Origin of the sequence: Cellulomonas sp. Root137 (assembly GCF_001426725.1) — a bacterium.
Classification (GTDB): Bacteria; Actinomycetota; Actinomycetes; order Actinomycetales; family Cellulomonadaceae; genus Cellulomonas.
The window spans coordinates 2,507,833-2,532,282 of sequence record NZ_LMFG01000001.1 but is presented as its reverse complement, the minus strand read 5'-3'; the positions used below and the strand labels follow the sequence as shown (position 1 = coordinate 2,532,282).

21 protein-coding genes are annotated in these 24,450 nt (G+C 72.1%); 8 read left to right on the top strand and 13 right to left on the bottom strand.

Annotated features, from left to right (window positions below):
• Window positions 1-20: 20 nt before the first annotated feature.
• The 3 genes from ASD18_RS11880 to ASD18_RS11870 all read right to left on the bottom strand — a co-directional run bounded on the left by ASD18_RS11880 (window position 21) and on the right by ASD18_RS11870 (window position 2,444).
• Complete coding sequence (locus ASD18_RS11880; RefSeq protein WP_056090976.1) at window positions 21-872, bottom strand: DUF4097 family beta strand repeat-containing protein; 852 nt, start codon at window positions 870-872, stop codon at window positions 21-23.
• A 78-nt stretch (window positions 873-950) separates the two neighbouring features.
• Entirely contained in the window at window positions 951-1,439 is a 489-nt protein-coding gene (locus tag ASD18_RS11875) for a toxin-antitoxin system HicB family antitoxin (protein WP_056090973.1), read from the bottom strand.
• Window positions 1,440-1,496: 57 nt separating this feature from the next.
• Window positions 1,497-2,444, bottom strand: a complete 948-nt coding sequence (locus tag ASD18_RS11870) for a carbon-nitrogen hydrolase family protein (RefSeq protein ID WP_056090970.1) — start codon at window positions 2,442-2,444, stop codon at window positions 1,497-1,499.
• 126 nt (window positions 2,445-2,570) lie between these two features.
• Between ASD18_RS11870 and ASD18_RS11865 the strand changes: the two genes are divergently transcribed.
• On the top strand, window positions 2,571-3,095 hold the full coding sequence (locus ASD18_RS11865; RefSeq protein WP_056090967.1) for a hypothetical protein: 525 nt from the start codon (window positions 2,571-2,573) through the stop codon (window positions 3,093-3,095).
• Window positions 3,096-3,149: 54 nt separating this feature from the next.
• On the top strand, window positions 3,150-3,815 hold the full coding sequence (locus ASD18_RS11860) for a GntR family transcriptional regulator (RefSeq protein WP_056090965.1): 666 nt from the start codon (window positions 3,150-3,152) through the stop codon (window positions 3,813-3,815).
• Here the strand turns inward: ASD18_RS11860 and ASD18_RS11855 are convergent.
• From ASD18_RS11855 to ASD18_RS11840, 4 genes are all read right to left on the bottom strand, one after another.
• Complete coding sequence (locus tag ASD18_RS11855) at window positions 3,805-4,305, bottom strand: gluconokinase (RefSeq protein ID WP_235522335.1); 501 nt, start codon at window positions 4,303-4,305, stop codon at window positions 3,805-3,807. The two genes, ASD18_RS11860 and ASD18_RS11855, sit on opposite strands and share 11 nt — an antisense overlap.
• Window positions 4,302-5,528 carry a D-mannonate dehydratase ManD gene (gene manD / locus ASD18_RS11850; RefSeq protein ID WP_056090961.1) on the bottom strand — a complete coding sequence of 409 codons (1,227 nt, stop codon included), beginning with the start codon at window positions 5,526-5,528 and terminating at the stop codon, window positions 4,302-4,304. Before manD ends, ASD18_RS11855 begins: the two co-directional genes overlap by 4 nt.
• A complete protein-coding gene (locus tag ASD18_RS11845; RefSeq protein WP_056090960.1) occupies window positions 5,525-6,922 on the bottom strand; it encodes a mannitol dehydrogenase family protein in 1,398 nt (465 codons plus the stop codon). The genes manD and ASD18_RS11845 overlap by 4 nt, the downstream gene beginning before the upstream one ends.
• A 102-nt stretch (window positions 6,923-7,024) precedes the next feature.
• A complete protein-coding gene (locus ASD18_RS11840; RefSeq protein WP_056090959.1) occupies window positions 7,025-8,035 on the bottom strand; it encodes a LacI family DNA-binding transcriptional regulator in 1,011 nt (336 codons plus the stop codon).
• 122 nt (window positions 8,036-8,157) lie between these two features.
• Between ASD18_RS11840 and uidA the strand changes: the two genes are divergently transcribed.
• From uidA to uxaC, 3 genes are read left to right on the top strand one after another with little or no spacing between them, the layout of a single operon-like run.
• Complete coding sequence (gene uidA, locus ASD18_RS11835) at window positions 8,158-9,936, top strand: beta-glucuronidase (RefSeq protein WP_056090958.1); 1,779 nt, start codon at window positions 8,158-8,160, stop codon at window positions 9,934-9,936.
• A gap of 59 nt (window positions 9,937-9,995) precedes the next feature.
• Window positions 9,996-11,393 carry a glucuronide transporter gene (uidB, locus tag ASD18_RS11830; protein ID WP_056090957.1) on the top strand — a complete coding sequence of 466 codons (1,398 nt, stop codon included), beginning with the start codon at window positions 9,996-9,998 and terminating at the stop codon, window positions 11,391-11,393.
• 2 nt (window positions 11,394-11,395) lie between these two features.
• Window positions 11,396-12,820, top strand: coding sequence for a glucuronate isomerase (gene uxaC / locus ASD18_RS11825; protein ID WP_056090955.1), 1,425 nt, complete (start codon window positions 11,396-11,398; stop codon window positions 12,818-12,820).
• Here uxaC and ASD18_RS11820 read toward each other — a convergent pair.
• From ASD18_RS11820 to ASD18_RS11805, 4 genes are read right to left on the bottom strand one after another with little or no spacing between them, the layout of a single operon-like run.
• Window positions 12,817-13,638 carry an alpha/beta hydrolase gene (locus ASD18_RS11820; protein ID WP_056090952.1) on the bottom strand — a complete coding sequence of 274 codons (822 nt, stop codon included), beginning with the start codon at window positions 13,636-13,638 and terminating at the stop codon, window positions 12,817-12,819. The two genes, uxaC and ASD18_RS11820, sit on opposite strands and share 4 nt — an antisense overlap.
• A 20-nt stretch (window positions 13,639-13,658) precedes the next feature.
• Window positions 13,659-14,453 carry an oxidoreductase gene (locus tag ASD18_RS11815; RefSeq protein ID WP_056090950.1) on the bottom strand — a complete coding sequence of 265 codons (795 nt, stop codon included), beginning with the start codon at window positions 14,451-14,453 and terminating at the stop codon, window positions 13,659-13,661.
• 11 nt (window positions 14,454-14,464) lie between these two features.
• Window positions 14,465-15,319 (bottom strand): helix-turn-helix domain-containing protein, encoded by an 855-nt coding sequence (locus tag ASD18_RS11810; RefSeq protein ID WP_056090947.1) that lies wholly within the window; start codon window positions 15,317-15,319, stop codon window positions 14,465-14,467.
• A 16-nt stretch (window positions 15,320-15,335) separates the two neighbouring features.
• Window positions 15,336-16,430 carry an NAD(P)/FAD-dependent oxidoreductase gene (locus ASD18_RS11805; RefSeq protein WP_056090945.1) on the bottom strand — a complete coding sequence of 365 codons (1,095 nt, stop codon included), beginning with the start codon at window positions 16,428-16,430 and terminating at the stop codon, window positions 15,336-15,338.
• Between the two features lie 71 nt (window positions 16,431-16,501).
• Here ASD18_RS11805 and ASD18_RS11800 point away from each other — a divergent pair, with 71 nt between their 5' ends.
• Window positions 16,502-17,170 (top strand): TetR family transcriptional regulator, encoded by a 669-nt coding sequence (locus tag ASD18_RS11800; RefSeq protein ID WP_056090943.1) that lies wholly within the window; start codon window positions 16,502-16,504, stop codon window positions 17,168-17,170.
• Here the strand turns inward: ASD18_RS11800 and ASD18_RS11795 are convergent.
• Both ASD18_RS11795 and ASD18_RS11790 read right to left on the bottom strand, forming a co-directional pair.
• Window positions 17,160-18,455, bottom strand: a complete 1,296-nt coding sequence (locus tag ASD18_RS11795) for a glycosyltransferase (RefSeq protein WP_056090941.1) — start codon at window positions 18,453-18,455, stop codon at window positions 17,160-17,162. The two genes, ASD18_RS11800 and ASD18_RS11795, sit on opposite strands and share 11 nt — an antisense overlap.
• Entirely contained in the window at window positions 18,452-20,614 is a 2,163-nt protein-coding gene (locus tag ASD18_RS11790) for a glycosyltransferase (RefSeq protein ID WP_056092157.1), read from the bottom strand. The genes ASD18_RS11795 and ASD18_RS11790 overlap by 4 nt, the downstream gene beginning before the upstream one ends.
• Before the next feature lie 255 nt (window positions 20,615-20,869).
• On the opposite strand from ASD18_RS11790, the gene ASD18_RS11785 reads away from it, so the two are divergent.
• Both ASD18_RS11785 and ASD18_RS11780 read left to right on the top strand, forming a co-directional pair.
• The gene (locus ASD18_RS11785; RefSeq protein ID WP_082573984.1) at window positions 20,870-23,368 is read left to right on the top strand and encodes a sodium-translocating pyrophosphatase; all 2,499 of its coding nucleotides are present in this window, start codon (window positions 20,870-20,872) and stop codon (window positions 23,366-23,368) included.
• Window positions 23,365-24,414, top strand: a complete 1,050-nt coding sequence (locus ASD18_RS11780; RefSeq protein ID WP_056090939.1) for a hypothetical protein — start codon at window positions 23,365-23,367, stop codon at window positions 24,412-24,414. Before ASD18_RS11785 ends, ASD18_RS11780 begins: the two co-directional genes overlap by 4 nt.
• Window positions 24,415-24,450 lie beyond the last annotated feature (36 nt).

Genomic DNA, 24,450 nt, shown 5'->3' with positions numbered 1-24,450 from the left:
CTTCTGGTGGTGGTCGGTGCTCAGCGGGCGCGCTGGACGGTGATGTTCCCGGACCGGGTGCGGGCCCGGATCGCGACGGACTGCTCGGACTCCGCGGGTGCGCGGTCGGCCTCGAGGTGGTTGCGCACGTGCCCGTCCTTCGAGGACAGGTCGAGCCAGGCGGGGACGCCCTCGCGGACGCCCACGGTGACCTGCCCGTAGCCGCTCTCGAGCTGGATGGCTCCGGCGGAGACCTCGTCCAGCACGATGGCGCCGTACGCGGTCTTCGCTGTGACCGAGGCGAGCGCGTTCGTGATCTCCAGGTCGCCGTAGGAGAGCTTGGCGTCGAGCTCGCCACCGGACTCCCCGACGCGGACGGAGCCGTGCGACGCCTTGAGGATCGCGTCCCCGGTGACCGTGCCGAGCCGGATCTGACCGTGGTCGGCCGTGATCTCCAGCCCGCCCTGCACGGTGCCCACCGTGACGCCGCCGTGCCCGGCGCGCAGCCACAGGTCACCGGTGGTCTCGACGTCCGCTCCGCCGGACGACGCCTTGATCCGGGTGGCGCCGAGGCGGCCGGTCGTGCGCACGTCGCCGACCGAGATCTCGGCGGTGAGCCGCGACCCGGCCGGCAGCTCGACCACGACGTCGACCGAGTCGAAGGGCCCCGGGCCGATCCAGCTGAGCCGGGGCTTCGGACCGGTGATCGTGAGCCGCTGGCCGTCGAAGTCGACCTTGGTGTCCTCGACGCCCCGGCGGTCGACCGACTTGGCCGGGTTGGTGGCCTTCACGGTGACGACGGTGTCGGTGCGGTCGCCGGCGACGACGACGATCTCGCCGACCGACAGCTTGATGGCGAGGTCGATCGGGGTCGGTGTGCTGAACGTGGGCATGCTGGCGCCTCCCTGGATCTGGGTGTGTTCGTCCGGCCCCGCGGGTCCGCGTGGCTGGTGTATCGGGGGCTGGGCGGGTTAGCGCGCCCAGCCGGCGAAGCTGTCGCCGGTGCGCAGGGTCCGCTGCGCGTTCCGTCGCTGCTTGGGTTGGAGGGCCGCCGCGATCGCGCGGACCAGCCACGTGTTGACGGACAGGCCGTCAGCGATCGCCGCCTCGTCCACCCGGGCCTTGAGGGCGTCGGGCAGGCGCAGCGTCGTGCGCGAGGTGCTCACGTCGTCGAGGTCGACGGGTGCGGCCGGACCGTCGTCGGCCTCGGGCTCGGAGGCGGTGTGGGTCACGACGAACTCGATGTCGCGCCCCCGGAGCCGCAGGTCGACCGAGCCGGGTGCGAGGTCGCGCGTGATCTCGCCGGCAGCCGCCGACAGGACGTCGAGCAGCACGAGCCGAGCGGCGGCATCGAGCCCGGCGACCAGTCGCTCGGCGACGGCACGGGTCTCGTCCGTGCCGTTCTCCGCGGCTTCCACCAGCTGGCGCTGCAGGTCGGTGACGTACTGTCCGAGGTCCATAGCACCATCGTGACACCACCGTGGTGTCACGTCAAGCCCCAGTGGTGTCAGGTGGTGTCAGGGTTGCTCGTCGCCGAGCGTGAAGGCCGGTCGCGGGCGGGTGTCGACGGTGAGCCGGAAGACGTCGGGCCGGTTGTAGTGTCCGGCGGGGTCGAACATCCGGCGCGCGGCGCGGACGTGCGCGAGGTCGATGTCCGCGGTGAGGATCGTCTCCTCGTGGCGGACCGGACCGGCGAGCAGCTCGCCGTTCGGCCCGACGATCACGCTGTTGCCGGGCTCCACCCAGCCGCCGTCCCCGTCCTTGACCGTCCAGACCTGGTCGCGGTGCGGAAAGTCGGCGGGGATCTGGTCGATGTGCGTGCAGGGGTTCGCGCCGATGACGTAGCAGCGACCCTCGCGAGCGATGTGGCGCATGGTCGCGACCCAACCGTCGCCCTGGGCCAGCGTGGGCGCCGTCCAGATGTCGATGCCCTGGGCGTAGAGGTAGAAGCGCGCGAGAGGCATGTAGTTCTCCCAGCACGTCAGCCCGCTGACCCTGCCGTAGGGAGTGTCGACGACGGGCAGCGTCGAGCCGTCGCCCATCCCCCAGACCGTGCGCTCGGAACCCGTGGGCACGAGCTTGCGGTGCTTGGCGACGATGCTGCCGTCGGGGCCGATGTGCAGCGTGGTGTTGTAGATGGTGCTGCCGTGCGGCTCGCGCTCCTCGACGTTGATCACCACGTAGACACCCGCGGTCCGGGCCGCGTCGCCGAGCGTCTCGGTCACCGGGCCGGGCACGACCACGGCCTGGTCGACGAGCATGGCGAACCACTCCTCGTCCCCGTCCCAGATGGGCCTCGAATCCATCCAGATCGGGGTGCCCGGGATGAACGCCTCCGGGAAGACCACCACGCGGGCGCCCGTCGCGGCGGCCTGCTCGATCAGGAGCACCGCCTTGTCGAGGCACGCCTGCCGATCCATGAGCACGGGAGCTGCCTGGATCGCGGCGACCCGGGTGGAAGCCATCCTCCACCGTAGCGATCCCGGTCGACGGTCGACAGGGGGTGCGCGGCCGCCTTGACGGCCTCTCCCGAGGCGCGGACCGTCGAGCTCAGCCGCACCCACGCGGCGCGTCCGGAGTCAGGAGTCGTCATGCGCACAGCACTCACCACCGCCGTCGTCGCCGGTCTCGGCGTCCTCGTCCTCACCGCCGGGTCCGCCGGACCCGCTCCGGCCGACCGGTCGCGGGGCCACGACCGGGTGATCACCTTCGACGTGCAGTTCACCGGGTTCTTCCTTCTCGACTTCAGCGCCACGGGCGTCCGCGAGGTCACCGCCATCGACGACCCCGCGCTCAGCCCCAGCCGTGGCGACCAGATCGTCTTCGAGGACACGCTGCTGCAGGCCGGGGACACCGTCGGGGCCGGCGGTGGGACGTGCACCGTGACGTCGGTCGTGCCGGCCGATCCCCCGATCAACCTCAGCTGCCAGGTGTCCTACCAGCTGCTCGACGGCCAGGTCGTCGCGCAGGGACGGGCCTCCAACGCACCCGTGAAGACCCTCGCCATCGTCGGCGGGACGGGCCGGTACGTGGGCGCGAGCGGCGAGCTGGAGCTGACGGAGCTCGGCAACGCGGAGAACACCGGGACGCTCGTGCTCCGGCTCGACCGGAGGTAGCACCGACCGGCGACGCGCTTGACGTGCGGCACGTCCCCGTGTGCCATATATCGCATGCCGATCCCCCAGCACGTGCCCGCCGTCGACCGGACGCTGCTGCGCGACGACGTCTACCGGCGGCTGCGTGACTCCATCGTCGACGGCACGTTCGCGCCGGGCGAGCAGCTGAAGGACCTGGAGCTGGCCACGTGGCTCGGGGTCAGCCGCACCCCGGTGCGCGAGGCGCTCATGCGGCTCGCGCACGCCGGGCTGGTGGTGGCGTCCCCCGGGCGGTCGACGACCGTGACCCCGCTGGACATGCGCGCGGTGTGGGACGCGCGCGACGTGGTCGCCGCGATGCACGAGCTCGCGGTCCGGGAGGCGGTGCCGAGCCTGACCGAGGCGGACCTGGCACAGATGCGGGACGCGAACCGCCGGTTCGCCCAGGCGATCGACGACGGCGACGCCGACGCGGCCCTGCGCGCCGACGACGCGCTGCACGCCGTGCCGGTGTCCGTCAGCGGCAACCGCTCGCTCGCCTCGGTCCTCGACCAGTTCACGCCGGTCCTGCGCCGTGCCGAGCGGCTCAGGTTCGCCTCACCGGGCGGACACGACTCCGTCGAGCGGCACGAGGAGCTCATCCGCCTCTGCGCGGCGTCCGACGCGGAGGGCGCCGCGGCGGTCGCCTTCGACCTCTACCACAGCCTGTCGGCCGGCCCGGAGGGGGACGTCACGCCCTGAGCAGGTCCGGCGCGGGCCGCACCGCCTCGCGCACCAGCTCCTCCGGATCGAGCGTGCAGTCGAGCTCGATCCCCCGCTCGTCGGGTCCGAGCGGCTCGAGCGTGGCCAGCTGGGTGTCCAGCAGGGACGCCGGCATGAAGTGCCCCTCGCGGGACCGCATGCGCGCCGACAGCTGCGCGTGGGTGCCGGCGAGGTGCACGAAGCGGACGTCCGGCGCGGCCTCGCGGAGCACGTCCCGGTAGGCCCGGCGCAGCGCCGAGCAGGCCACGACCGTGCCGTCGGGGGCCGCCGCCAGCGCCGACCCGACGAGCCGGAGCCAGGGCCACCGGTCGGCGTCGTCGAGCGGCGTGCCACCGGCCATCTTCGCGAGGTTGGCGGGTGGGTGCAGGCTGTCGGCGTCGAGGAACGGGACGCCGAGCCGGTCCGCGAGCAGCGACCCGACCGTGGACTTCCCGCAGCCGGACACCCCCATGACGACGACATGGCTCACCAGTCGTGGACCGTTCCGTCGGCCAGCCGGTTGTACGGCAGGTAGGCGGTCTCGTACGGGTACTTGCCGGCCTCGTCGACGTCGAGCTCGACCCCGAGCCCGGGGTTGTCGCCCGGGTGCAGGTAGCCGTCGGTGAAGGTGAACGACTGCTGGAACACCGCGTTGGTCTTGGCCCCGTGCTGCATGTACTCCTGGATGCCGAAGTTGTGGATGGCCAGCCCCACGTGCATCTGGGCGGCCAGGCCGACCGGCGAGATGTCCGTCGGCCCGTGGAACCCGGACTTCACCTGGTACTGCGCGGCGTAGTCCATCACCTTCTTCAGCGGGCTGATGCCGCCGAAGTGGGTGGAGGCGGCCCGCACGTAGTCGATGAGCTGCTCCTTGATGAGCGCCTGGAAGTCCCACACCGTGTTGAAGATCTCGCCGATGGCCAGCGGGGTCGTGGTGTGCTGGCGGACCAGCCGCAGGGCCTCCTGGTTCTCCGCCGGCGTGCAGTCCTCCAGCCAGAACAGGTCGTACGGCTCCAGGGACTTGCCCAGCTTCGCGGCCTGGATCGGGGTCATCCGGTGGTGCCCGTCGTGCAGCAGCGGCAGGTCCGGTCCGAACTCGTGGCGCACGGCCTCGAACACGGTCGGCAGGTGCCGCAGGTACGCGCGGGTGTCCCAGTCCTCCTCGGCGGGGTACGCGCCACGCTGGGCGGGCTCGTGGTCGTACCGCTCCTCCCCCGTGGACTGGGCGGCGATGCCGTAGATGGCCTTCAGCCCGGGGACCCCGGTCTGCACGCGGATCGAGCGGTAGCCCTGCTCCTGGTGCTCGCGGATCGAGTCGAAGAGCGACGGCAGGTCGATGCCCGACGCGTGCCCGTAGGCCATCAGGCCGTTCCGGCTGGCGCCTCCGAGCAGCTGGTAGACCGGCATGCCGGCGGCCTTGCCCTTGATGTCCCACAGGGCCATGTCCACCGCGGCGATCGCGGCCATGGTCACCGGGCCGCGGCGCCAGTACCCGCTGCGGTACAGGAACTGCCAGGTGTCCTCGATCCGGCCCGCGTCACGGCCGATCAGCAGCGGGACGACGTGGTCCCGCAGGTAGCTGACGACGGCGAGCTCGCGTCCGTTCAGGGTGGCGTCGCCCAGACCGGTCAGCCCGTCGTCGGTGGTGATCTTCAGGGTGACGAAGTTGCGGTTCGGGCTGGTGACGATGACGTCGGCGGTGACGATCTTCATGGTCGGGCTCCTGCGAGGGTGGGATGGGCGGGACGGTGGACGGCGAGCTGCTCGGACACGTGCCGGGCGAAGACGTCCTTGCGGGCGAGCCGGGGAGCGAGGAGCTCGAGGGCCAGCACAGCGCGGGCCGAGCTGCCCTGGTCACGCAGCCGGGCGGCGAGGTCGGCGGCGCCGGGGTCCGACGAGGACGCGTCGACGGTCTCGAGGTGGTGGATCCACGCGGCGACGACCCCCGCCTCCGCGCGTCCGACGGGGAGGCCCGCGACGGCCCGCTCCTGCGCGACGGCCATGACCCGGACGGGGAGCTTCACCGACCCGTCCTTCGCGATCTGCGCGAGGCGGTGCTCGATGCGGGCGTTGGCGAACCGGGTCCGCAGCGCCGCCGTGGCGTCGTCGACCGGCAGGCTCAGCACGTCGGCCGCCTCGGACCACAGCTGCTCGAGGTCGGCACGGCAGCGGTCGTCGGCGAACGCGTCCGCGACGGTGGCGAGTCCGCGCGCGAGGCCCTCGTAGGCGAGCAGGGAGTGGCCGGCGTTGAGCAGCCAGAGCTTGCGGCGCTCGTACGGCTCGAGGTCGTCGACCAGCTGCGCGCCGGCGAGCTCCCACCGCGGGCGACCCGCCGGGAACTCGCCGTCGAGGACCCACTCGCTGAACGGCTCGGTGACGACCGGGGACCGGTCCTCCCGGCCGGTGAGCTTCCGCACGATCGCGCGGTCGGCGCCGGTGGTGGCGGGCGTGATCCGGTCGACCATCGTGGAGACGAACGCCACCTGCTCCTCGATCCAGCGGGCGAGGGACTCGTCCACCGCGGCGGCCAGGTCCAGCGTGACCCGGCGAGCCACGCGGCCGTTGTCGGGGAGGTTGTCGCAGCTCACGACGGCGATCGGACCGCTGCCCGCCGCGCGGCGGGCCCGCAGGCCGTCGACGAGCCGGCCCGGCGCGGTCACGGCCGGCGACCCGGCGCGGAGCCGCTCGATGTCGGACGCGACGTCGGGATCGTGGCGGTCGAGCTCGCCCGTGGACGTGCGTCGGTAGCCGGCCTCGGTCACGGTCAGGGTGACGACACCGACCTCACGTCGACGGAAGTACTCGCGCCAGGCGTCGGCGTCGGCACCGTCGTGGACCGCCACCAGGGCGTCGATCGTCGTCGGTGCGTCGCCCTCGGATGAGCGGACGAGCAGGGTGTACCGGCCGTCCTGCCGTGCGAGCGCCTCGGCCGCGGCGGCGGACCTGCCAGTGAAGGCGGCGACACCCCACTGCTCGGCACCGCTCAGCTCGTTGGCCCCCTGGGTGTACCAGAGGAGATGTGCGCGGGCGAAGGCTCCGAGCCCGAGGTGCACGATCCGCACCGGTGCGGGGGGCTCGGTGCGCTCCCAGCCTGTTCCGTCGTGCACGGCTCACCTCCTGGTCGTCGGACCCTCGTCGGTCCTCCACCATTGAGCGCCACCGGTCCCGGCGATGGCAATCGGTTGCCATGACTTGTCCTGCCGGGCTGGTCAGGACCGCCGTCGGCGCGCCCGCCGCGCCGTCGAGTCCCGGACCACGAGCTCGGCCGGCAGCAGCGCGGGACGGACCTGGGGCGGCGTGCGGGACGACATCCCGGCCAGCAGCGTCTGCACCGCGTACTTGCCGAGGGCCGCCAGCGGCGCAGCCACGGTGGTCAGGGCGGGCGAGCAGATCTCGGCACCGAAGATGTTGTCGAAGCCCACCACGCTGACATCCCGCGGCACGCGCACGTCGAGTGCCGCGAGCCCGCGCATCAGCCCGATCGCGACGAGGTCGTTGTACGCCACCACCGCGGTGACGTTCGAGGCGGCGATGACCGGCGCAGCCTCCCCGCCCCCCGTGAGCGTCGGCGCGAACGGGCCGAACCTCTGGACCCGGAGGTCCAGCATCTCCGCCGCCTCGCGCATCGCCCGCCAGCGCATGCCGTCCGCCCAGGACGCCTCCGGCCCGGCGAGGTACCCGATGTTCCGGTGCTCGAGCGACGCGAGGTGCTCCACCGCGCGCCGCGCACCCCGGGCGTTGTCGGTGATGACGCTCGGGATCCCGGTGAGCACCCGGTTGAGGACGACGGTCGGGCGCTGCTGGGCCATCACGCGGATCGCCGAGTCCGACATGCGGGAGGTCCCGAGCACGACACCCTCGACCAGCGGCAGCGCGCGCTCGAGCGCCTTGCGCTCGGCGGTCGCCGACTCGTGCACGTCCGCGACCAGGAGCGTGTAGTCCGCCTCGGTCGCGGCCTGCTCCGCGCCGCGGATGATCTCGAAGTAGAACGGGTTGGTCACGTCGGAGACCACGAGCGCCAGCAGCGACGTCTTGCCGGTGGGCAGCGCCCGCGCCAGCGGGTTAGCCCGGTAGCCCATCTCCTCGGCCACCTGTCGGATCCGCGCCGCGGTCTCCGCATTGACCCTCCCGGGCCGGGAGAACGCCCGGGAGACGGTGGACGGTGCGACGCCACACGCCGCGGCCACGTCGTAGATCGTCGGCACCTTGCGCTCGTCCACCCGGTGAACGCTAGGCACCGCGACAAGTCATGGCAACCGCTTGTCGTCCCGTGATCACGGGTCCTCAATGAGAACACCGGCCGACGCGCAGATGCATCGCCGGCGATGAGAGGAGAGCACCGATGCTTCGTCCCCAGGACACCGCGAGCCGCGAGCGCAAGTCCCTGAACGGCTTGTGGGACTTCCGCCTCGACGCCACGGGCGCCGGCCGTCAGCAGAGCTGGCACCAGGGTCCGCTGGCCGAGGCCCGGTCCATGCCCGTCCCGGCGAGCTACAACGACGTGCTCGTCGGGACGACCGGGCGCGACCACGTGGGCGACGCCTGGTACCAGACCACCGTGCGGGTCCCCCGCGGCTGGACGGGTCAGCGCGTCGCGCTCCGGTTCGACTCGGCGACGCACGCCGCGGTCGTCTGGGTCGGCGACACCGAGGTGGCCCGTCACGAGGGCGGCTACACGCCGTTCGAGGCGGACATCACCGCGCTGGTCTCCCCCGGCGACGAGGTCCGCGTGACGATCGTCGTGAACAACGAGCTGACCTTCCAGACGATCCCCCCGGGCATCGTGCACGACACCCCGCAGGGCCGCCGCCAGCAGTACTTCCACGACTTCTTCAACTACGCCGGCCTGCACCGCTCGGTATGGCTGTACGCGACGCCGACCACCTACGTCGACGACGTCGTGGTCACCACCGACCGCCGCGACACCACCGGTGTCGTCTCCTACGCGGTGACCGTGGCCGGCGACGCCGACGTGCGGGTGACGCTGCGGGACGCGGACGGGGTGACCGTCGCGACCGCCGAGGGTTCGCGCGGTGAGCTCGAGGTCCCCGACGCCCACCTGTGGGCCCCCGGCGACGGCTACCTGTACGACGCCGAGGTCGAGCTGGTTGACGCGTCGGGCGACTCGCTCGACAGCTACCACCAGAGCGTCGGGATCCGCACCGTCGAGGTGCGCGGGACGCAGTTCCTCATCAACGGCGAACCGTTCTACTTCCAGGGCTTCGGCAAGCACGAGGACTCCGCCGTGCGCGGCAAGGGGCACGACGACGCGTTCCTGGTGCACGACTTCGAGCTGCTCGACTGGATCGGGGCCAACTCGTTCCGCACGGCGCACTACCCGTACGCCGAGGAGGTCTACGACTACGCGGACCGCACGGGCATCGTCGTCATCGACGAGGTCGCCGCGGTCGGGCAGAACATGGGCCTGGCGGGCGGGATCTTCGGCGGCCAGAACTACACGACCTTCTCCCCCGAGACCGTCAACGACGTGAGCCAGGAGGCGCACAAGCAGGCGATCCGGGAGCTGATCACGCGGGACAAGAACCACCCGAGCGTCGTGCTCTGGTCGATCGCGAACGAGCCCGAGTCGGACACCGACGCCGCCCGCGCGTACTTCGAGCCGCTCTTCGCCCTGACCCGTGAGCTGGACACCAGCCGCCCGGTCGGCTTCGTCAACGTGATGCTCGCGCCGCACGGCACGTGCCAGGTGTCCGAGCTGGGCGACGTGCTCATGCTCAACCGCTACTACGGCTGGTACGTCAACACCGGCGACCTCGTCGCCGCGGAGGCCGCATGGCTGTCCGAGCTCCAGCAGTGGGCCACCGAGGGCAAGCCGATCATCATCACCGAGTACGGCGCCGACACCGTCGCCGGCGTGCACTCCCTGACCCCGCAGCCGTGGTCCGAGGAGTACCAGGTCGAGTACCTGGACATGAACCACCGCGTGTTCGACGCGGTCGACGCCGTCGTCGGCGAGCAGGTGTGGAACTTCGCCGACTTCGCCACGTCCTCCACCTCCGTGTTCCGGGTGGACGGCAACAAGAAGGGCGTGTTCACCCGTGACCGCCGCCCGAAGGCCGCCGCGCACGTGCTGCGCCGCCGCTGGACCACGAAGCCATGACCAGCCCCATCCCCCACCCCAGCACGCCCGCCGCCCCGCGGCCCGACCGAGGAGTCGACATGACCAGCACCGTCGCTGTCTCCGACCCGATCACCACCCCCAGCACCACCGCGCCGACCAAGCTCCGGTTCCGCACGTACCTCGGCTACGCCGCCGGCGACGCGGGCAACAACCTGGCGTACTCCATGACGTCGATGTTCCTGCTGCTCTACTACACCGACGTGGTCGGCATCTCGGCCGCCGCCGCGGGGACGCTGTTCCTCGTCGTGCGGGTGTGGGACGCGTTCGCCGACATCTGGGCCGGCCGCCAGGTCGACAAGACCATGACCCGGTGGGGCAAGTTCCGGCCGTTCTTCCTGTTCGGCTCGCTGCCCCTGCTGCTGCTCTCCGTGGCGACGTTCACGGTCCCCGGCGGGCTGGGCGGCACGGGCAAGCTCATCTACGCCTACGCCACCTACGCGCTGCTCGGCCTCGCCTACAGCCTGGTGAACATCCCCTACGGCTCGCTGGCCTCCGCCATGACGCAGGAGCCTGTGGAGCGCGCCCGGCTGGCCAGCTTCCGCTCGATGGGCACCGCCGCGACGATCATCGCGCTCGCGTTCATCGTCGCCCCGCAGATCAAGAACTCCGACAACCTCCAGCAGTCCCTGACCCTGACCACCCTGCTGTTCGTCGTCATCGGGTTCGGCCTCTACATGCTGCTGTTCTCCACCTCGAAGGAGCGTGTCGCCCGCGACGTCGCCCACGTGACCCTCAAGCAGAGCCTGGGCACCCTCAAGGGCAACCGGCCGCTGCTCATGCTCTGCCTGAGCGCGCTGTCGTTCCTGGTCGGCATGTTCACGCTCCAGACGGTCCAGGCCTACTACGCCCGCGACGTGCTGGGTGACGCCAACTACTTCATCATCCTCACCGTCGTGAGCACCGGCGTGATGTTCGTCGTCGCCGGCTTCATCCCCCGGATCGTGCGCGCCGTCGGCAAGAAGCCGGCGTACATCTCCGCCAGCATCATCGCGATCGTCGCGGCGCTCGGCATCGCCCTCACCCCGTCCGACCACCCCGGCCTGGCGATCGCGTTCTTCGGCCTGTACGGAGTCGGCATGGCCGCCGTGAACACCCTGATGTGGGCGCTGGAGGCCGACACCGTCGAGTACGGCGAGTGGCGGACCGGCGTGCGGACCGAGGGCACCACCTACGCGGTCTTCTCGTTCACCCGCAAGGTCGGCCAGGCGGTCGGTGGCGCAGCTGCCGCGTACGGCCTGGGCTTCGTCGGGTACATCGCGCAGCAGGAGGTGCAGAGCCAGGCGACCCAGGACGGCATCCGCTTCATCGCGGGCTTCGTCCCCGCCGCGTTCATCCTGGTCGGCGTCCTGATCATGGTCTTCTACCCGCTGACCGAGACGCGCTTCAAGTCGATGGTCGCCGAGGTCGCCGCCCGTCGCGCCGCGCGGGAGGACTGACCGTGTCGATCGCCACCGCCGAGGCCCTGCGCCTCCACCCCGACCGGCTGCTGCCGACCGCCCCCGAGGTCCGCTCCATCGCGCGACGCCTCTACGACGAGGTGCGCGACCTGCCGATCCTCTCCCCGCACGGGCACGTCGAGGCCCGGCTGCTCCTGGAGAACCAGCCGTTCACGGACCCGACGTCGTTGCTGGTCACCCCCGACCACTACGTCACCCGGCTGCTGCACGCGTCGGGCGTCCCGCTCGACGCGCTCGGGGTCGGGCAGGGTCCCCTGTCGCCCGACGCGGCTCGCGAGGCCTGGCGCCTGCTCTGCCAGAACTGGACCGTGTACCGCGGGACCCCCGTCAAGTACTGGCTGGAGGCCGCGCTGGTCGACGTGTTCGGCCTGGACGTGCGGCCGAGCGCCGAGACCGCCGACGAGCTCTACGACGGGATCGCCGGCCAGCTCGCGCAGCCGACGTTCCGTCCGCGGGCGCTGTTCGACCGGTTCCGTATCGAGGTGCTGGCCACCACCGACGACCCGGTGGACGACCTCGCCGCGCACGCCGCACTGCGGGACGACCCGTCCTTCACCGGCCGGGTGGTGCCGACGTTCCGGCCCGACAAGTACCTCGAGGCCGGCCGCCCCGAGTGGGCTCGGGACGTGCTCCACCTCGGCGCGGTCGCCGGGGTGGACACCGGGTCCTACGCGGGGTGGGTCGCCGCGATGGAGGACCGGCGCGAGCACTTCCGGCGCCACGGCGGCGTGTCCACCGACCACAGCCACGAGGACGTCGGCACCGAGCCGCTCGACGCGGCGGAGGCCGAGCGGATCTACCGCGCGGCGCTGGCCGGCCAGGCGCCGGAGCTCCAGACGATCGCCCTGCGCCGGCACATGCTGCTGGAGATGGCCCGGATGGCGACGGAGGACGGTCTGACCATGACCCTCCACCCGGGTGTACGCCGAGGTCACCACCGGCCGACAGGTGCACGGTTCGGTCCCGACACCGGCCACGACCTGCCCCTGCCGGGCGCGTTCACGGACGCCCTGCGCCCGCTCCTGGACCGGTACGGCACCCACCCGAACCTCACGCTGGTGCTCTTCACGCTCGACGAGTCGGTGTTCTCCCGCGAGCTCGCGCCGCTGGCCGGCTTCTACCCGTCGGTGTACGTGGGGGCGCCCTGGTGGTTCCTCGACGCGCCCGACGCGATCCGGCGCTGGCGGTCCGCGGTCTCCGAGACCGCCGGGCTGTCCCGGACCAGCGGGTTCATCGACGACACGAGGGCCATCTGCTCGATCCCCGCCCGGCACGACATGGCGCGCCGCCTCGACGCCGGCTACCTCGCCGGCCTCGTCGCGGACCACCGGCTCGACGAGGACGAGGCAGCCGACGCCGTCGTGGACCTGGTCCGCGGCCGGCCCACGGAGGTCTTCGGGCTCTAGGCGCCCTCGGTGACCGGGGCGCCCAGGCGCTGGGTCGCGAGCCAGTCGAGGGCGACGTCCGCGACGTCCCGCCACCCGGCGTCGATGGTCAGGGAGTGCCCGCGCCCGTCGAACTCGTGGTACTCGGTGACCGAGTCGGGGCTGTCCTGGTACATCTTCAGCACCTCGAGGGTCACCGACTTCGGCACCGTGTGGTCCTCGCTGCCGGACGTGAGGAGCAGCGGACCGCGGACGGCGCGGTGGGTGTCGACCTTCGCGGGCGAGCTCCGGGAGAAGTTGGCGGTGGCGTCCTCGAACAGCGGACGGCCCGGGCCGGGGATCGTCCAGGCCTCGAACAGGGCGTCGGACTCCTCCTGGGTCAGGGTGTTGCCGAAGCTGTACCGGAACTGCTTGGCCGTGAGCGAGACGGTCCGCTTCTTGTTCGCGGGGTTGCCGAGCACCGGGAACCCGGAGCGCAGCTGCGCGAACGGCACGGTCTTGACCCCCTTGATGGGCGCCGGGTCGATGGCCACGGCGGCGACGGCGAGGTCGTTGGCCAGGAGCTCCTGCGCGATGAGACCGCCGAACGAGTGCCCGATGACGATCGGCTTCGCGCCGAGCGTGTCGATGTGGTCGGCGTAGTGGTGGCAGATCTGCTCGATCCCGACGTCGTCCAGCGCAGCGGCGGCAGCCCGGGTCTCGGCGACCGTGTCCGCGTCACCGGGCCAGCCCGGGGCGCTGGGGTCGTAGCCGCGCGAGGCGAAGAGCTCCAGCCACGGCGCCCAGGCCGACGAGTGGATCCAGAGACCGTGGATGAAGACGACCGGGGTTCTCGACATGGTGCTCCTTCGGGGTGTGGTCAGAGCTGCTTGGCAAAGCCGCCGTCGATGAGCACATCGGATCCCGTGATGTTGCCGGCGCGGTCGCTGGCCAGCAGCAGGACGAGGTCGGCGACCTCCTCCGGCTCGGTGAAGCGGCCGGTCGAGAAGCCGCCCGCGCTGTCGATGATCCGCGTCCGGGCCTCCTCGAACGAGATGCCCATGCTCGCCGCCACCGTGGCCGCGACACCGGTCTCACCGAGCCAGAGGGGCGTCGACACGGGTCCCGGCGAGACGGTGTTGAAGCGCAGGCCGCGCGGCCCGAACTCCTTGGACAGCGACTTGGAGAGGTTCCAGACCGCCGCCTTGGTCGCCGAGTAGTCGATCACCCCAGGGTCGGGCAGGTAGGCGTTCACGGAGCAGATCGTCACCACGGTGCCCGCGCCCCGCTCGAGCAGCAGCGGGATGGCGGCACGCGTCGTCCGGACGGCGGCCATGAGGGTGAGGTTGAGCGTGCTGTGCCAGTCGTCGTCGCTGACGTCGAGGAACCCGGTGGTGCGCGGAGTGACCGCGCCGACGTTGTTCACCAGGATGTCCAGCCCGCCGAAGTGGGCCGACCGGGCGACGAGCTCGGCCGGGGTGTCGGCGTCGGCGAGGTCGACGGCGACGGCGAGGACCTGCCCCGTGTCGGACAGTGCGACGAGCTCGTCCGTGATCGTGCGGGCGCCCGCGACCACGTTGACACCCTCGGCGACCAGCGCGCGCGTGACGGCGAGCCCGATGCCCTTGCTCGCACCCGTGACGACTGCGACCTTTCGCGCCAGATGCAGGTCCATACCGGGGCACGCTAGACCTCCGGAATGTCCGGTTCCTGGCCCTGCTGGTCCCACCCAGCGCCCGCCAGCCGCTGCATCGCTGCGGCGCTGGGCGAGCCGGGCTCCGCGAAGTAGAGGAACAGCGACTGCCCGGCGGTGCCGACGACGGACAGCCGGAGATAGCTCAGGACGAGCGTCCCCACCAGCGGATGCCGGAGGGCGTGCACACCGTCGCCGGCACGATGGACGTCCTGTCGGTCCCACAGCTCCCGGAACTCCGCGCTGCCGGCGGCGCCGTCGGCGACGAGGGCCTCCAGCCGGGCGTCCCGCGCCCCGGTCTGCGCAGCGCTCCGCAGCAGGGCGACCGAACGTGCCGCCAGACCGTCCCAGTCTGCGTGGAACACCCGCTCCGACGGGTCCGTGAACAACGAGAGGACGCTGTTGACGCCGACGCGGAAGTTCGGGTTCAGCCGCCGCGCCAGGGCGTTCGACGCCAGCACGTCGACGTGCCGACTGTGCACGACCGCGGCGGTGAGCGGCCACGAGTCGATCAGCCACCGCGTCGCGTCCCGGACGACGTCATCTCCGACGGCTGCGTCGGGGCGCTCCGCCGGTCGCGCGAGCGCGTGCAGGTAGTCGGTGGCGACCGTGTCCAGGCACAGCGCCCGCGCCAGGGCGTCCAGCACCTGGGTGGACGGGTTGGCGTCGCGCCCCTGTTCGAGGCGGAGGTAGTAGTCCGTGCTGACGCCGGCCAGGATGGCGACCTCTTCGCGCCTGAGCCCGGGTACCCGGCGCAGCCCGGCGCCGACGGCCAGGCCGACGTCCTGCGGCTGCAACCGTTCGCGCCGCGCTCGGAGGAACTCACCCAGCCGGCCCGCCTCGGTCATACGCGCACGCTAGCGGCTACGCCGACACCGGCACCGTCGTCTCGTTCGCGACGCGGTCCGCCAGGTGGTCGGCGACGAAGGCCGCGTCCGCGCCGACACCGTGGATCATCGACGACGCCAGGGCGTACTGGAACACCAGCCCGAGGAAGTAGAGCCCCGGCTCCGAGGTGACCCCCCGGTCGTGCGTCAGGGCGCCCGCGTCGTCGCGCACGGGCAGGTCGATCCAGCTGTGGTCGGGGTCGAAGCCGGTGCACCACACGATCGTCGAGACGTCCAGGGTCCGGCCGTCGTCGAGCATGGGCAGTCCGTCACTGACGCCGGTGGTCCGGGGCACGCGCTGGACGCCCGCGGCGGCGAGATCCCGGGACTTGACCCTGATCAGGGGACCGCTGTGGGCGAGCACGTCGGCGCGGGCTCGTCGACCGATCGGGGTGCCCGTCGTCAGCACGTGGCGGAAGGCCCAGAACGCGAGCCGGTTCAGTGGCCGCGCCAGGGGCTGCTCGATCCGCCACGGGATCTGGCCGGGGTGACGACCGGACAGGAAGGTGCGGTGCGTCGCCGCCAGCTCGAGGGCGATGTCCGCGCCGGAGTTGCCGGCCCCGACCACCAGGACGTCGCCCGGCCCCGCCTGATCCGGTGCCCGGTAGCTGCCCGCGTCGAGCTGCACGACGTCCGGTCGCACGTCGGCCGCGAAGGCTGGGACCCGAGGCACGCGGTCGAACCCGGTGGCGACCACGACGTTCTGGGCGTGCCACGCACCCTCGTCGGCCTCGACGAGGAAGCCGTCGCCCGACCGGGTCACGCCGCGCACACGGACGCCCCTCCGCACCGGCACCGCCAGGTCGGCGGCGTAGGACTCGAGGTAGTCGGCGAGCTGGTCCTTGGTGGGCAGGGACCACGGGTCGCCCGGGAACGGACGGCCGGGGAGCCCGTCGTAACGGGCCGGGGTGAACAGCCGCAGGGAGTCCCACCGGTGACGCCAGGAGTCGCCGACCCGCGCCCCTCCCTCGAGGACCACGTGGGGCAGGCCGCGCGCCGACAGCTCGTGGCTGGCCGCCAGACCGGCCTGGCCGCCACCGATGACCACGGTCTGCACGTTCTCGACGTTCATGCCGCTCCCTCTGCCACCCTGATAGCCTTCGTCCGAACTACCTTCGGACGAATTCTTGGAGGGTATGGCGGATGCCTCGCGACGTCAACGCTCGGCCCTACCGCTCGCCCAAGCGGGCGGAGCAGGCCGCGGCCACCCGCTCGGCCGTCCTGCGCTCGGCACGCGACCTGTTCCTGAGCGAGGGGTACGCGGCCACGACCGTCGGCGCCGTCGCCGCCCGTGCGCAGGTCGCGGTCGACACCGTCTACGCGACCGTCGGTCGCAAGCCGGAGCTCCTGCGCGAGGTCGTGGAGGCGTCCCTGTCCGGCACGGACCACGCGGTGCCCGCCCAGCAGCGCGAGTACGTGCGCCGCGTCCGCGAGGCCCCCACGGCGCGGGAGAAGGTCGCGATCTACGCCCACGCCGTGGCGCAGATCCAGGACCGGCTCGGGCCGGTCTACCTTGCCCTGCGCGAGGCCGCTGTGACGGATGCAGACTGCCGCGCGCTCTGGCAGACCATCTCCTCGCGGCGCGCCGCGAACATGCGGGACTTCGTCGCGGACCTGCGCGAGACGGGCGAGCTGCGCACCGACCTGGCCGACGACGAGATGGCGGACCTGGTCTGGAGCATGAACGGTCCGGAGTACTGGGCGCTGCTGGTGCACGAGCGCGGGTGGTCGGCCGAGCGCTTCGGGGACCGGCTGGCGGACACGTGGACGCGCGCCCTCCTCGCCGGGGATCCCCGAGACGTCACCGCGTGACGGCCCGGTACGCCCGGACGGGACCTGGCTGCGCCTCGAGCGCGCGCGCCGCCGAGTGCAGCACCTGAGCGCCCGCCCCCGACAAGGACAGCAGGCGTTCGAGGGCGGAGCGGATCTCCGCCACCGAGGCCGTGTTCGGGTCGAGCACCTCGCCGATCCCGGCACGCTCGACGGCCGCCGCACCGGCGAACTGGTCGGTCGAGAACGGCAGGACGAGCAGCGGCGTCGCCGTGGCGACCGCCTCGGTGACCGAGTTGTTGCCGCCGTGCGTCACGGTGGCGGCCGCGGCGCGGAGCAACCGCACCTGCGGCAGGTACTCGCGCACCAGCCATCCCGCGGGCACCTCGCCCAGCTGCGCGACCGGCGTGGACCCGCTGGCGATCGCGGCGCGCACTCCCGCACCCCGCAGCGCCGCGGCCACCCGCGCCAGCACGTCCCCGCGGACCGACAAGAAGCTCCCGAAGCTCACGTACACGAAGGGCTCGTCCGAGCTCAGCCAGGCGTCGACCTCGGCGTCCGCGGGCTCGGCGCGCAGCGAGCCGCCGAGGTACTCGTGGGGTGGGAGCGCAGCTGCCCGGTCGGGGTCCGCGAGCTCCTCGGGGTAGTGGTACAGGACCAGCGGACCGTGCTGAGCGAAGGCGTCCGGCACGGCGGGAAGACCCCGGTCCAGTGCTCCGGCCGCGCTGTTCCACTCGACCGTGAACCCCGCAGCGACCCGGCGGCACAGCAGCTCGAGCTCGGTCATCTCGCCGGGGTCGGGCGCGAACGCACGCGGCCAGGCGCGCGGGAGCCCGTACACCTCGTCCCCCACGGGCAAGGCGGTCGGGTGGCCGAGCACCACGTCGGCGTGGGGCACGTCCGCCGCCCAGAGTGCCAGGCGCGCGCTGTACGCGAGGTGGTCGACCAGGATGGCGTCGGGACGCACCGCCTCGACCACGCCGAGCGTCGCCCGGGCCTTCTCGACGGGCTGCCACATGAGGTCGACCAGGCGTTCGCGCGCCTGGTAGGTCAGTGTCGGCACCATCCCCTGCCGGGTGGCGTCGAAGAAGCCACGGAGCGAGTCCGCCTCGTCGTCGGGCTGCTTCTCGGCGCGGATCACCCCGGGGTTGGAGCCGCGACCGAGCTGCAGGGGGACGCGCTCGTAGCCGAAGGCCTGGACGGTGCCGGCCGTGGCCGGTCCGGACGCCACGACCACCCGCTCCCCCGCGTCCCGCCAGGGCGCGGCCAGCGCGGCGAGCGGGAGGAGGTGGGAGGCGTAGTCCGGGCTGATGACGAGCAGGGTCATCCGGCGCCGACCAGTGACGAGCGGGCGGCACGCTCGTCGGCCACGACCCACGCGTAGACGTCGTCGAGCATCCCGGCCATGCGCTGGATGGTGAAGCTCGTCTCGACGGTGGCGCGCGACCGCTCGGCGCGCCCGGCGTCGGTCTCGGCCACGGCGGCGTCGAGCGCCGCGGCGATCGACTCCGCGAGCCGCTCGGCGTGCCAGGTGGCGGCGAGGAACCCCGTGTCGCCCTCGACGACATAGGTCGCGGGGCCGCCGCCGTCCGGCGCGACGACGAGCAGTCCCGACGCCATCGCCTCGAGCAGGGCGATCCCGAACTCCTCCTTGAGGCTGGCGCAGACGTAGACACCCCGCGGTGCGCTCAGCCCGGGCAGACCGGTGCGCGCGGCCGCCACCCAGCGCGCGACGACGTCGTTCGGTCGGTGGCCGGGCAGCAGGAGGCCGGCGGCAGCCCGCCTACCTGCCGGGACGACCGCGTCGATGAGGTCCAGCTGCTCGCGCTCGTCCGCCGACGGGTGGTCGAGGTCCCCCCCGATGACCAGCAGGTTCGCGCGGTCCCGGAGCGCGCCGCCGGCCCACGCCTGGACCAGCGTGGCCATCCCCTTCACGCGGTGCAGCCGGCCGACGCTCACGATCAGCGGGAGACCGCGACGAGCGACGGGCAGCGACTCGACGATGCCGCGCAGCTCCACCAGCGCGTCCGACGGCGTGCCGCCCTCGACGTGGGCCTGCGCCTCGTCGACCGCCCGGTCGATCACCTGCAGGTCGACGCCCTCCGGCACCACGGTGTGCCGTTCGGGGTGCGCGGTGAGGTCGATGCCGACGAGCTCGCGCATGTCCCGCTCGAGCGTCGGTCGCGGGAACAGCACGGTGTGCGACGCGTTGGCCGCCAGACGCTGCACGAGGCGGACCCGGAACCAGAAGTGCTCGGCCTCGTCCACCAGCCCGAAGTTCTCCCGGGTGAGACGCCCGGCCAGGTCCAGCGACCGGATGACGGCGTGCGGGTCGGGCGCGACCGTGAAGACGACCGGGATGTCGAGCTCGCGGGCGACGTCGGCCGCCGCGAGGCTGCCGACGTCGGCCATGCGCAGGTGGAGCAGGTCGACGCCACCCGCGGCGCGCAGGAGCCGGCGGATGCCGCGGCGGGCGGAGACCCGCAACGACCAGGCAGTCGCCGAGGGCGACGCGTCCTGCTGGAGCGGCACCCGCCCGTACAGGTGGCCGGAGTCGTGGAGCGCGCCGAGGTCCGCCGCCGCCTGGGTCACCGACCCGCGCGACATGGTCAGGACGCGCGTCACCGGCGTCGGCCCGTCGGTCCCCGGCGCGACGAGGGCGTCCCCGAGGCGCACCAGCAGGGTGGCGATGCCTCCGTTGTCCCCCATGCCGGCCGCGCTGAGCCCGGCGTCGATGTCGGCGTGCAGGAACAGCTGGGCCACCGTGAGACCGTCACGAACGTCCCGGTGGTCCGGTGCGGCCTGGGCGGCGATGTCGACGAGCGCGAGGCGCGCCACGTCGGCGAGGTGTCCCGTCCCAGCGGCGAGGTCGTCGAGCAGGCCGAGCACGTCGTGGTCCCCCGGGCGTCGACCCAGCGCGGCCACGGCGGCGGCGCGCACCTGCTCGTCCTGTCCGCCGTCGCCCGCCAGCGCGAGCAGCGGCCGGACCGCGATCACGTGCTGGACCAGACCGAGCGTCTCGACCACGCGGGCGCGTGCGGCGGGCTCGGGAACACCGAGCAGCGCCGTCTCGAGGCCGACCGCGACGGGCTCGGGCGCTCCGGTGGACCACTGCTCGAGCGTCCGCTGCGCGAGCATCCCGCCGAATCCCCCGTCGGCGGTCATCCCGATCAGCCGGGCGATCGCCTCGGACCGGGGCAGTCCGGAGCCGAGCACCCAGGCTGCGTGCTCCCGGACGAAGAGGCGCTCGCTGGAGAGCTGTCGGACCAGCGCGCGGGAGGCCTCGTCGTCCGCGATCGTGCCCAGGGCGTGCACCGCGGCGATCGCGACGAGCTGGTCGGCGTCGTCGAGGGCGCCCGTGAGCACGCGGATGGTGCGCACACCGGGGTCCCTGCTGCTCTCGAACGCGAGCTCGTCGGCGAGCCGCATCGCGTCGACGATCTGGTCGGCCGCGCGGAGCGCGTCGAGCGAGGTCTGGATGCCCACGGAGTCCTCCACATTCCTGGCGCCAGGGGGACGACGAGGCCGATGGCGGCACGGCCGATGCTAGGTCGGCTCGCGCCGACCAGCCCGTCGAGAGGGGGTGACATGCCTGGACGCCGGTCCCCGACTCTCCTTCCCCCCACGCAGCAGGACGGATGCACGCGGGACCGAGACTTAGGTCACATTCGGCGGCGAAACGCGGCCCTAGCCTGCAAGAAAAGGCCGCAGCTCGTCACGAACGGGGATCCCGTGCTCACCATGACCGCCCTCTGGACGTCTCTCTCGTCAACGGCGGAACCGCCGGGTGCCGGGGGTGAGGCGAGCCTCGTGCTCCCCGACCTGAGCACCGTCACCGTGATGGGCGGCGTGTCGGGCCGCCTGCTGCTCGGTCTCGGCCTGATCGTGTGCGTGCTCGGCCTCGGCTTCGGCACGCTGGCGTTCGTCCAGCTGCGCCGGCTGCCCGTGCACGCGTCGATGCTCGAGATCTCCGAGCTCATCTACTCGACGTGCAAGGCGTACCTGGTCAAGCAGGGCAAGTTCCTGCTCATGCTCTGGGTGTTCATCGCGGCGGTCATCGTCGTGTACTACCGCTTCCTCATCGACTTCCCGTGGGGCAAGGTCGCGATCGTCATCGGGTTCAGCCTGCTCGGGATGGCCGGCTCGTACGCCGTCGCCTGGTTCGGCATCCGCGTGAACACGTTCGCCAACTCACGCACCTCGTTCGCCGCCCTGCGCGGTACGCCGCTGCAGGTGCACCGGATCCCGCTGAAGTCGGGCATGTCGATCGGCATGGTGCTCATCAGCCTCGAGCTGCTGATGATGCTGGTGATCCTGCTGTTCCTCCCCCGCGAGATCGCCGGCGCCTGCTTCATCGGGTTCGCGATCGGCGAGTCGCTCGGTGCGGCAGCGCTGCGCATCGCCGGTGGCATCTTCACCAAGATCGCGGACATCGGCGCCGACCTCATGAAGATCGCGTTCAAGATCAAGGAGGACGACGCCCGCAACCCGGGTGTCATCGCCGACTGCACGGGCGACAACGCGGGCGACTCCGTCGGGCCGAGCGCGGACGGGTTCGAGACCTACGGCGTCACCGGCGTCGCGCTGATCACCTTCGTGCTGCTGGGCGTCCACGACCCGGCGGTCCAGGCCACGCTCCTGGTGTGGATGTTCGTCGTGCGCGCCGTGATGATCATCGCGTCGGCGCTCTCCTACCTGGTGAACGACGCCTGGGTCCGGCACCAGTACCGGGACGCGAAGCGGATGAACTTCGAGACCCCGCTCTCCTCCCTCGTCTGGGTGACGTCGGGCATCTGCGTCGCCGCCACCTACGTGACGACCTACCTGGTCCTCGGGCAGGGCAAGACTGCGTCGCTGTGGTGGGTGTTCGCGACCATCGTGGCCGTCGGCACGCTCGCCGGCGCCGTGATCCCCGAGCTGGTCAAGGCGTTCACGTCGACCGGCAGCCGCCACGTCCGCGAGATCGTCATGAGCTCGCGCGAGGGTGGCCCGTCGCTGAACATCCTGTCCGGCCTCGTCGCCGGCAACTTCTCCGCCTACTGGCTCGGCACCACGATCGTCGGCCTCATGGGCGGCGCCTTCCTGCTCTCGCAGCTGGGCCTGGACACGCTGATGCTGGCGCCCGCCGTGTTCGCGTTCGGGCTGCTCGCCTTCGGGTTCCTGGGCATGGGGCCGGTCACCATCGCGGTCGACTCCTACGGCCCTGTCACGGACAACGCCCAGAGCGTCTACGAGCTCTCGATGATCGAGGAGATCGACGACATCGAGGCCGAGCTGGTCCGGGACCACGGGTTTGAGCCGCAGTGGGAGACCGCCAAGACCATGCTCGAGGAGAACGACGGCGCCGGGAACACGTTCAAGGCGACCGCCAAGCCGGTGCTGATCGGGACGGCCGTCGTCGGCGCCACGACGATGATCTTCTCGATCATCATGGGCCTGACCGAGGGTCTGACCACGGGCCTCGAGAACCTCTCGCTGCTGCACCCGCCGTTCCTGCTCGGCCTGGTCATGGGTGGCGCCGTGATCTTCTGGTTCACGGGCGCGTCCATCCAGGCGGTGACCACGGGCGCCTACCGGGCGGTCGAGTTCATCCGGACCACGATCCGCCTCGACGGCGCGACGAGGGCGAGCGAGGCCGACTCCCGTCGCGTCGTGGAGATCTGCACGCAGTACGCGCAGCAGGGGATGCTCACGATGTTCCTCGGGGTGTTCTTCTCGACCCTGGCCTTCGCGTTCGTCGAGCCGTTCTTCTTCATCGGCTACCTGATCTCCATCGCCGTGTTCGGCCTCTACCAGGCGTTCTTCATGGCCAACGCCGGCGGCGCGTGGGACAACGCGAAGAAGATCGTCGAGATCGACCTGCACGCCAAGGGCACCGCGCTGCACGAGGCCACGATCATCGGTGACACGGTCGGCGACCCCTACAAGGACACGTCGTCGGTGGCGCTCAACCCGGTCATCAAGTTCACGACGCTGTTCGGGCTGCTGGCTGTCGAGCTCTCGGTCAGCCTCACGGCGGACGGCCTGCACACCCTGGTGCTCGGGCTCGCGGCGGTGTTCTTCCTCGCCTCCGCCTTCTTCGTGTACCGCTCGTTCTACGGCATGCGGATCCGGTCGACGCTCTCCGACGAGGCCCCGCCCGTCGGCCACGGGGACGGCGGGGACGCGACGTCCGGCTCCGCCCCGGAGACCTCCGGCACCGACCGTGCCCTGGTCGACGCGAAGGCGGGCGACCGATGAGGATCGCGGTCCGCAACCCCGACGTCCTCGTCGACACGGACGGGCACGTCGCCGGCCACGACGCCGGCGCCACCCTGGTGCGACGCCTGCTTCGCATCTTCCCCGGGTCGATCCTGGTCGGACCCGGCCCCCGGCGCGGGGCCGACTTCGACCTGCTGCCGCTCGAGTTCGTCGACCCCGACGACACGATCGTCATCAACATGGCCCCGGCCGACTCGGTCGCGGTCTGGCGCACCCTTGCGGCTTCCGGCGGCGAGCCGCACGTCATGAACTTCGTGTGGCTGGGCACGTCCCGGTTCCACCACCCGGTCGAACGGGCGGCGGTCGCCCTCTCGTGCGCCCTGTTCCCGACGTTCGCCAACTCGGAGCGCACGGCGGGCGAGGTCCGCGAGATGGTCGAGCGGTGGACGATCCCGTCGCTGGCGGAGAAGGCCGAGGTCGCCTGGGTGAACCTCGGCATCCGGCTCGACCACGTGCTCCCCCGGCGCGACCCGGAGGTGCCCGTCGTCCTCTACCCCGCGATCTACCTGTCGGACCGCAAGCAGCCGCAGCTGTTCCTGGACATCGTCGAGCGGGTGGCCAAGCGCACGCCCCTGCGGGTGGAGGCACGGCTGCACGAGTCGCACCTGGCCACGGAGCAGGCGATGCGGCTCTCGCTGCACGACTGGGCGTGGGTGGGCCCGCTGACGGCCACGCGCGAGGGTTACTGGTCGGCGCTGGCGCGCACGACCGCGTTCCTCGCCACGGCGACCGACGAGTCGTACGGGCTGGAGTACATCGAGGCGCTGGTCGCCGGCGCGGTCGGCGTGCTGCCCGACCGTCCCTGGGCGCGGGCGATCCTGCCGGCCGACTACCCGTTCCTGTACCGCACGCCCGCCGAGGCCGAGCAGATGCTGCTGCGGGCGGTCACGGACACCGACGCGTGCCGCAAGGAAGCCGACGCCTCGGCCGGAGGCAGCTTCGCGGAGTGGCTGCGCGCCAAGCACGACGACGACCGGTTCGATGCCGCGATCGTCCAGCAGGTGGGTCGCTGGTTCGGTCAGTGACGTGAGGTGACGTCGGAGGGGTGGCCGGGTTCGCCG

Bases quoted from the DNA above. Each gene is read 5' to 3' on its own strand.
- ASD18_RS11880 (WP_056090976.1), bottom strand. From the start codon at position 872: ATGCCCACGTTCAGCACACCGACCCCGATCGACCTCGCCATCAAGCTG.
- ASD18_RS11875 (WP_056090973.1), bottom strand. From the start codon at position 1,439: ATGGACCTCGGACAGTACGTCACCGACCTGCAGCGCCAGCTGGTGGAA.
- ASD18_RS11870 (WP_056090970.1), bottom strand. From the start codon at position 2,444: ATGGCTTCCACCCGGGTCGCCGCGATCCAGGCAGCTCCCGTGCTCATG.
- ASD18_RS11865 (WP_056090967.1), top strand. From the start codon at position 2,571: ATGCGCACAGCACTCACCACCGCCGTCGTCGCCGGTCTCGGCGTCCTC.
- ASD18_RS11860 (WP_056090965.1), top strand. From the start codon at position 3,150: ATGCCGATCCCCCAGCACGTGCCCGCCGTCGACCGGACGCTGCTGCGC.
- manD (WP_056090961.1), bottom strand. From the start codon at position 5,528: ATGAAGATCGTCACCGCCGACGTCATCGTCACCAGCCCGAACCGCAAC.
- uidA (WP_056090958.1), top strand. From the start codon at position 8,158: ATGCTTCGTCCCCAGGACACCGCGAGCCGCGAGCGCAAGTCCCTGAAC.
- uidB (WP_056090957.1), top strand. From the start codon at position 9,996: ATGACCAGCACCGTCGCTGTCTCCGACCCGATCACCACCCCCAGCACC.
- ASD18_RS11820 (WP_056090952.1), bottom strand. From the start codon at position 13,638: ATGTCGAGAACCCCGGTCGTCTTCATCCACGGTCTCTGGATCCACTCG.
- ASD18_RS11815 (WP_056090950.1), bottom strand. From the start codon at position 14,453: ATGGACCTGCATCTGGCGCGAAAGGTCGCAGTCGTCACGGGTGCGAGC.
- ASD18_RS11810 (WP_056090947.1), bottom strand. From the start codon at position 15,319: ATGACCGAGGCGGGCCGGCTGGGTGAGTTCCTCCGAGCGCGGCGCGAA.
- ASD18_RS11805 (WP_056090945.1), bottom strand. From the start codon at position 16,430: ATGAACGTCGAGAACGTGCAGACCGTGGTCATCGGTGGCGGCCAGGCC.
- ASD18_RS11800 (WP_056090943.1), top strand. From the start codon at position 16,502: ATGCCTCGCGACGTCAACGCTCGGCCCTACCGCTCGCCCAAGCGGGCG.
- ASD18_RS11795 (WP_056090941.1), bottom strand. From the start codon at position 18,455: ATGACCCTGCTCGTCATCAGCCCGGACTACGCCTCCCACCTCCTCCCG.
- ASD18_RS11785 (WP_082573984.1), top strand. From the start codon at position 20,870: ATGACCGCCCTCTGGACGTCTCTCTCGTCAACGGCGGAACCGCCGGGT.
- ASD18_RS11780 (WP_056090939.1), top strand. From the start codon at position 23,365: ATGAGGATCGCGGTCCGCAACCCCGACGTCCTCGTCGACACGGACGGG.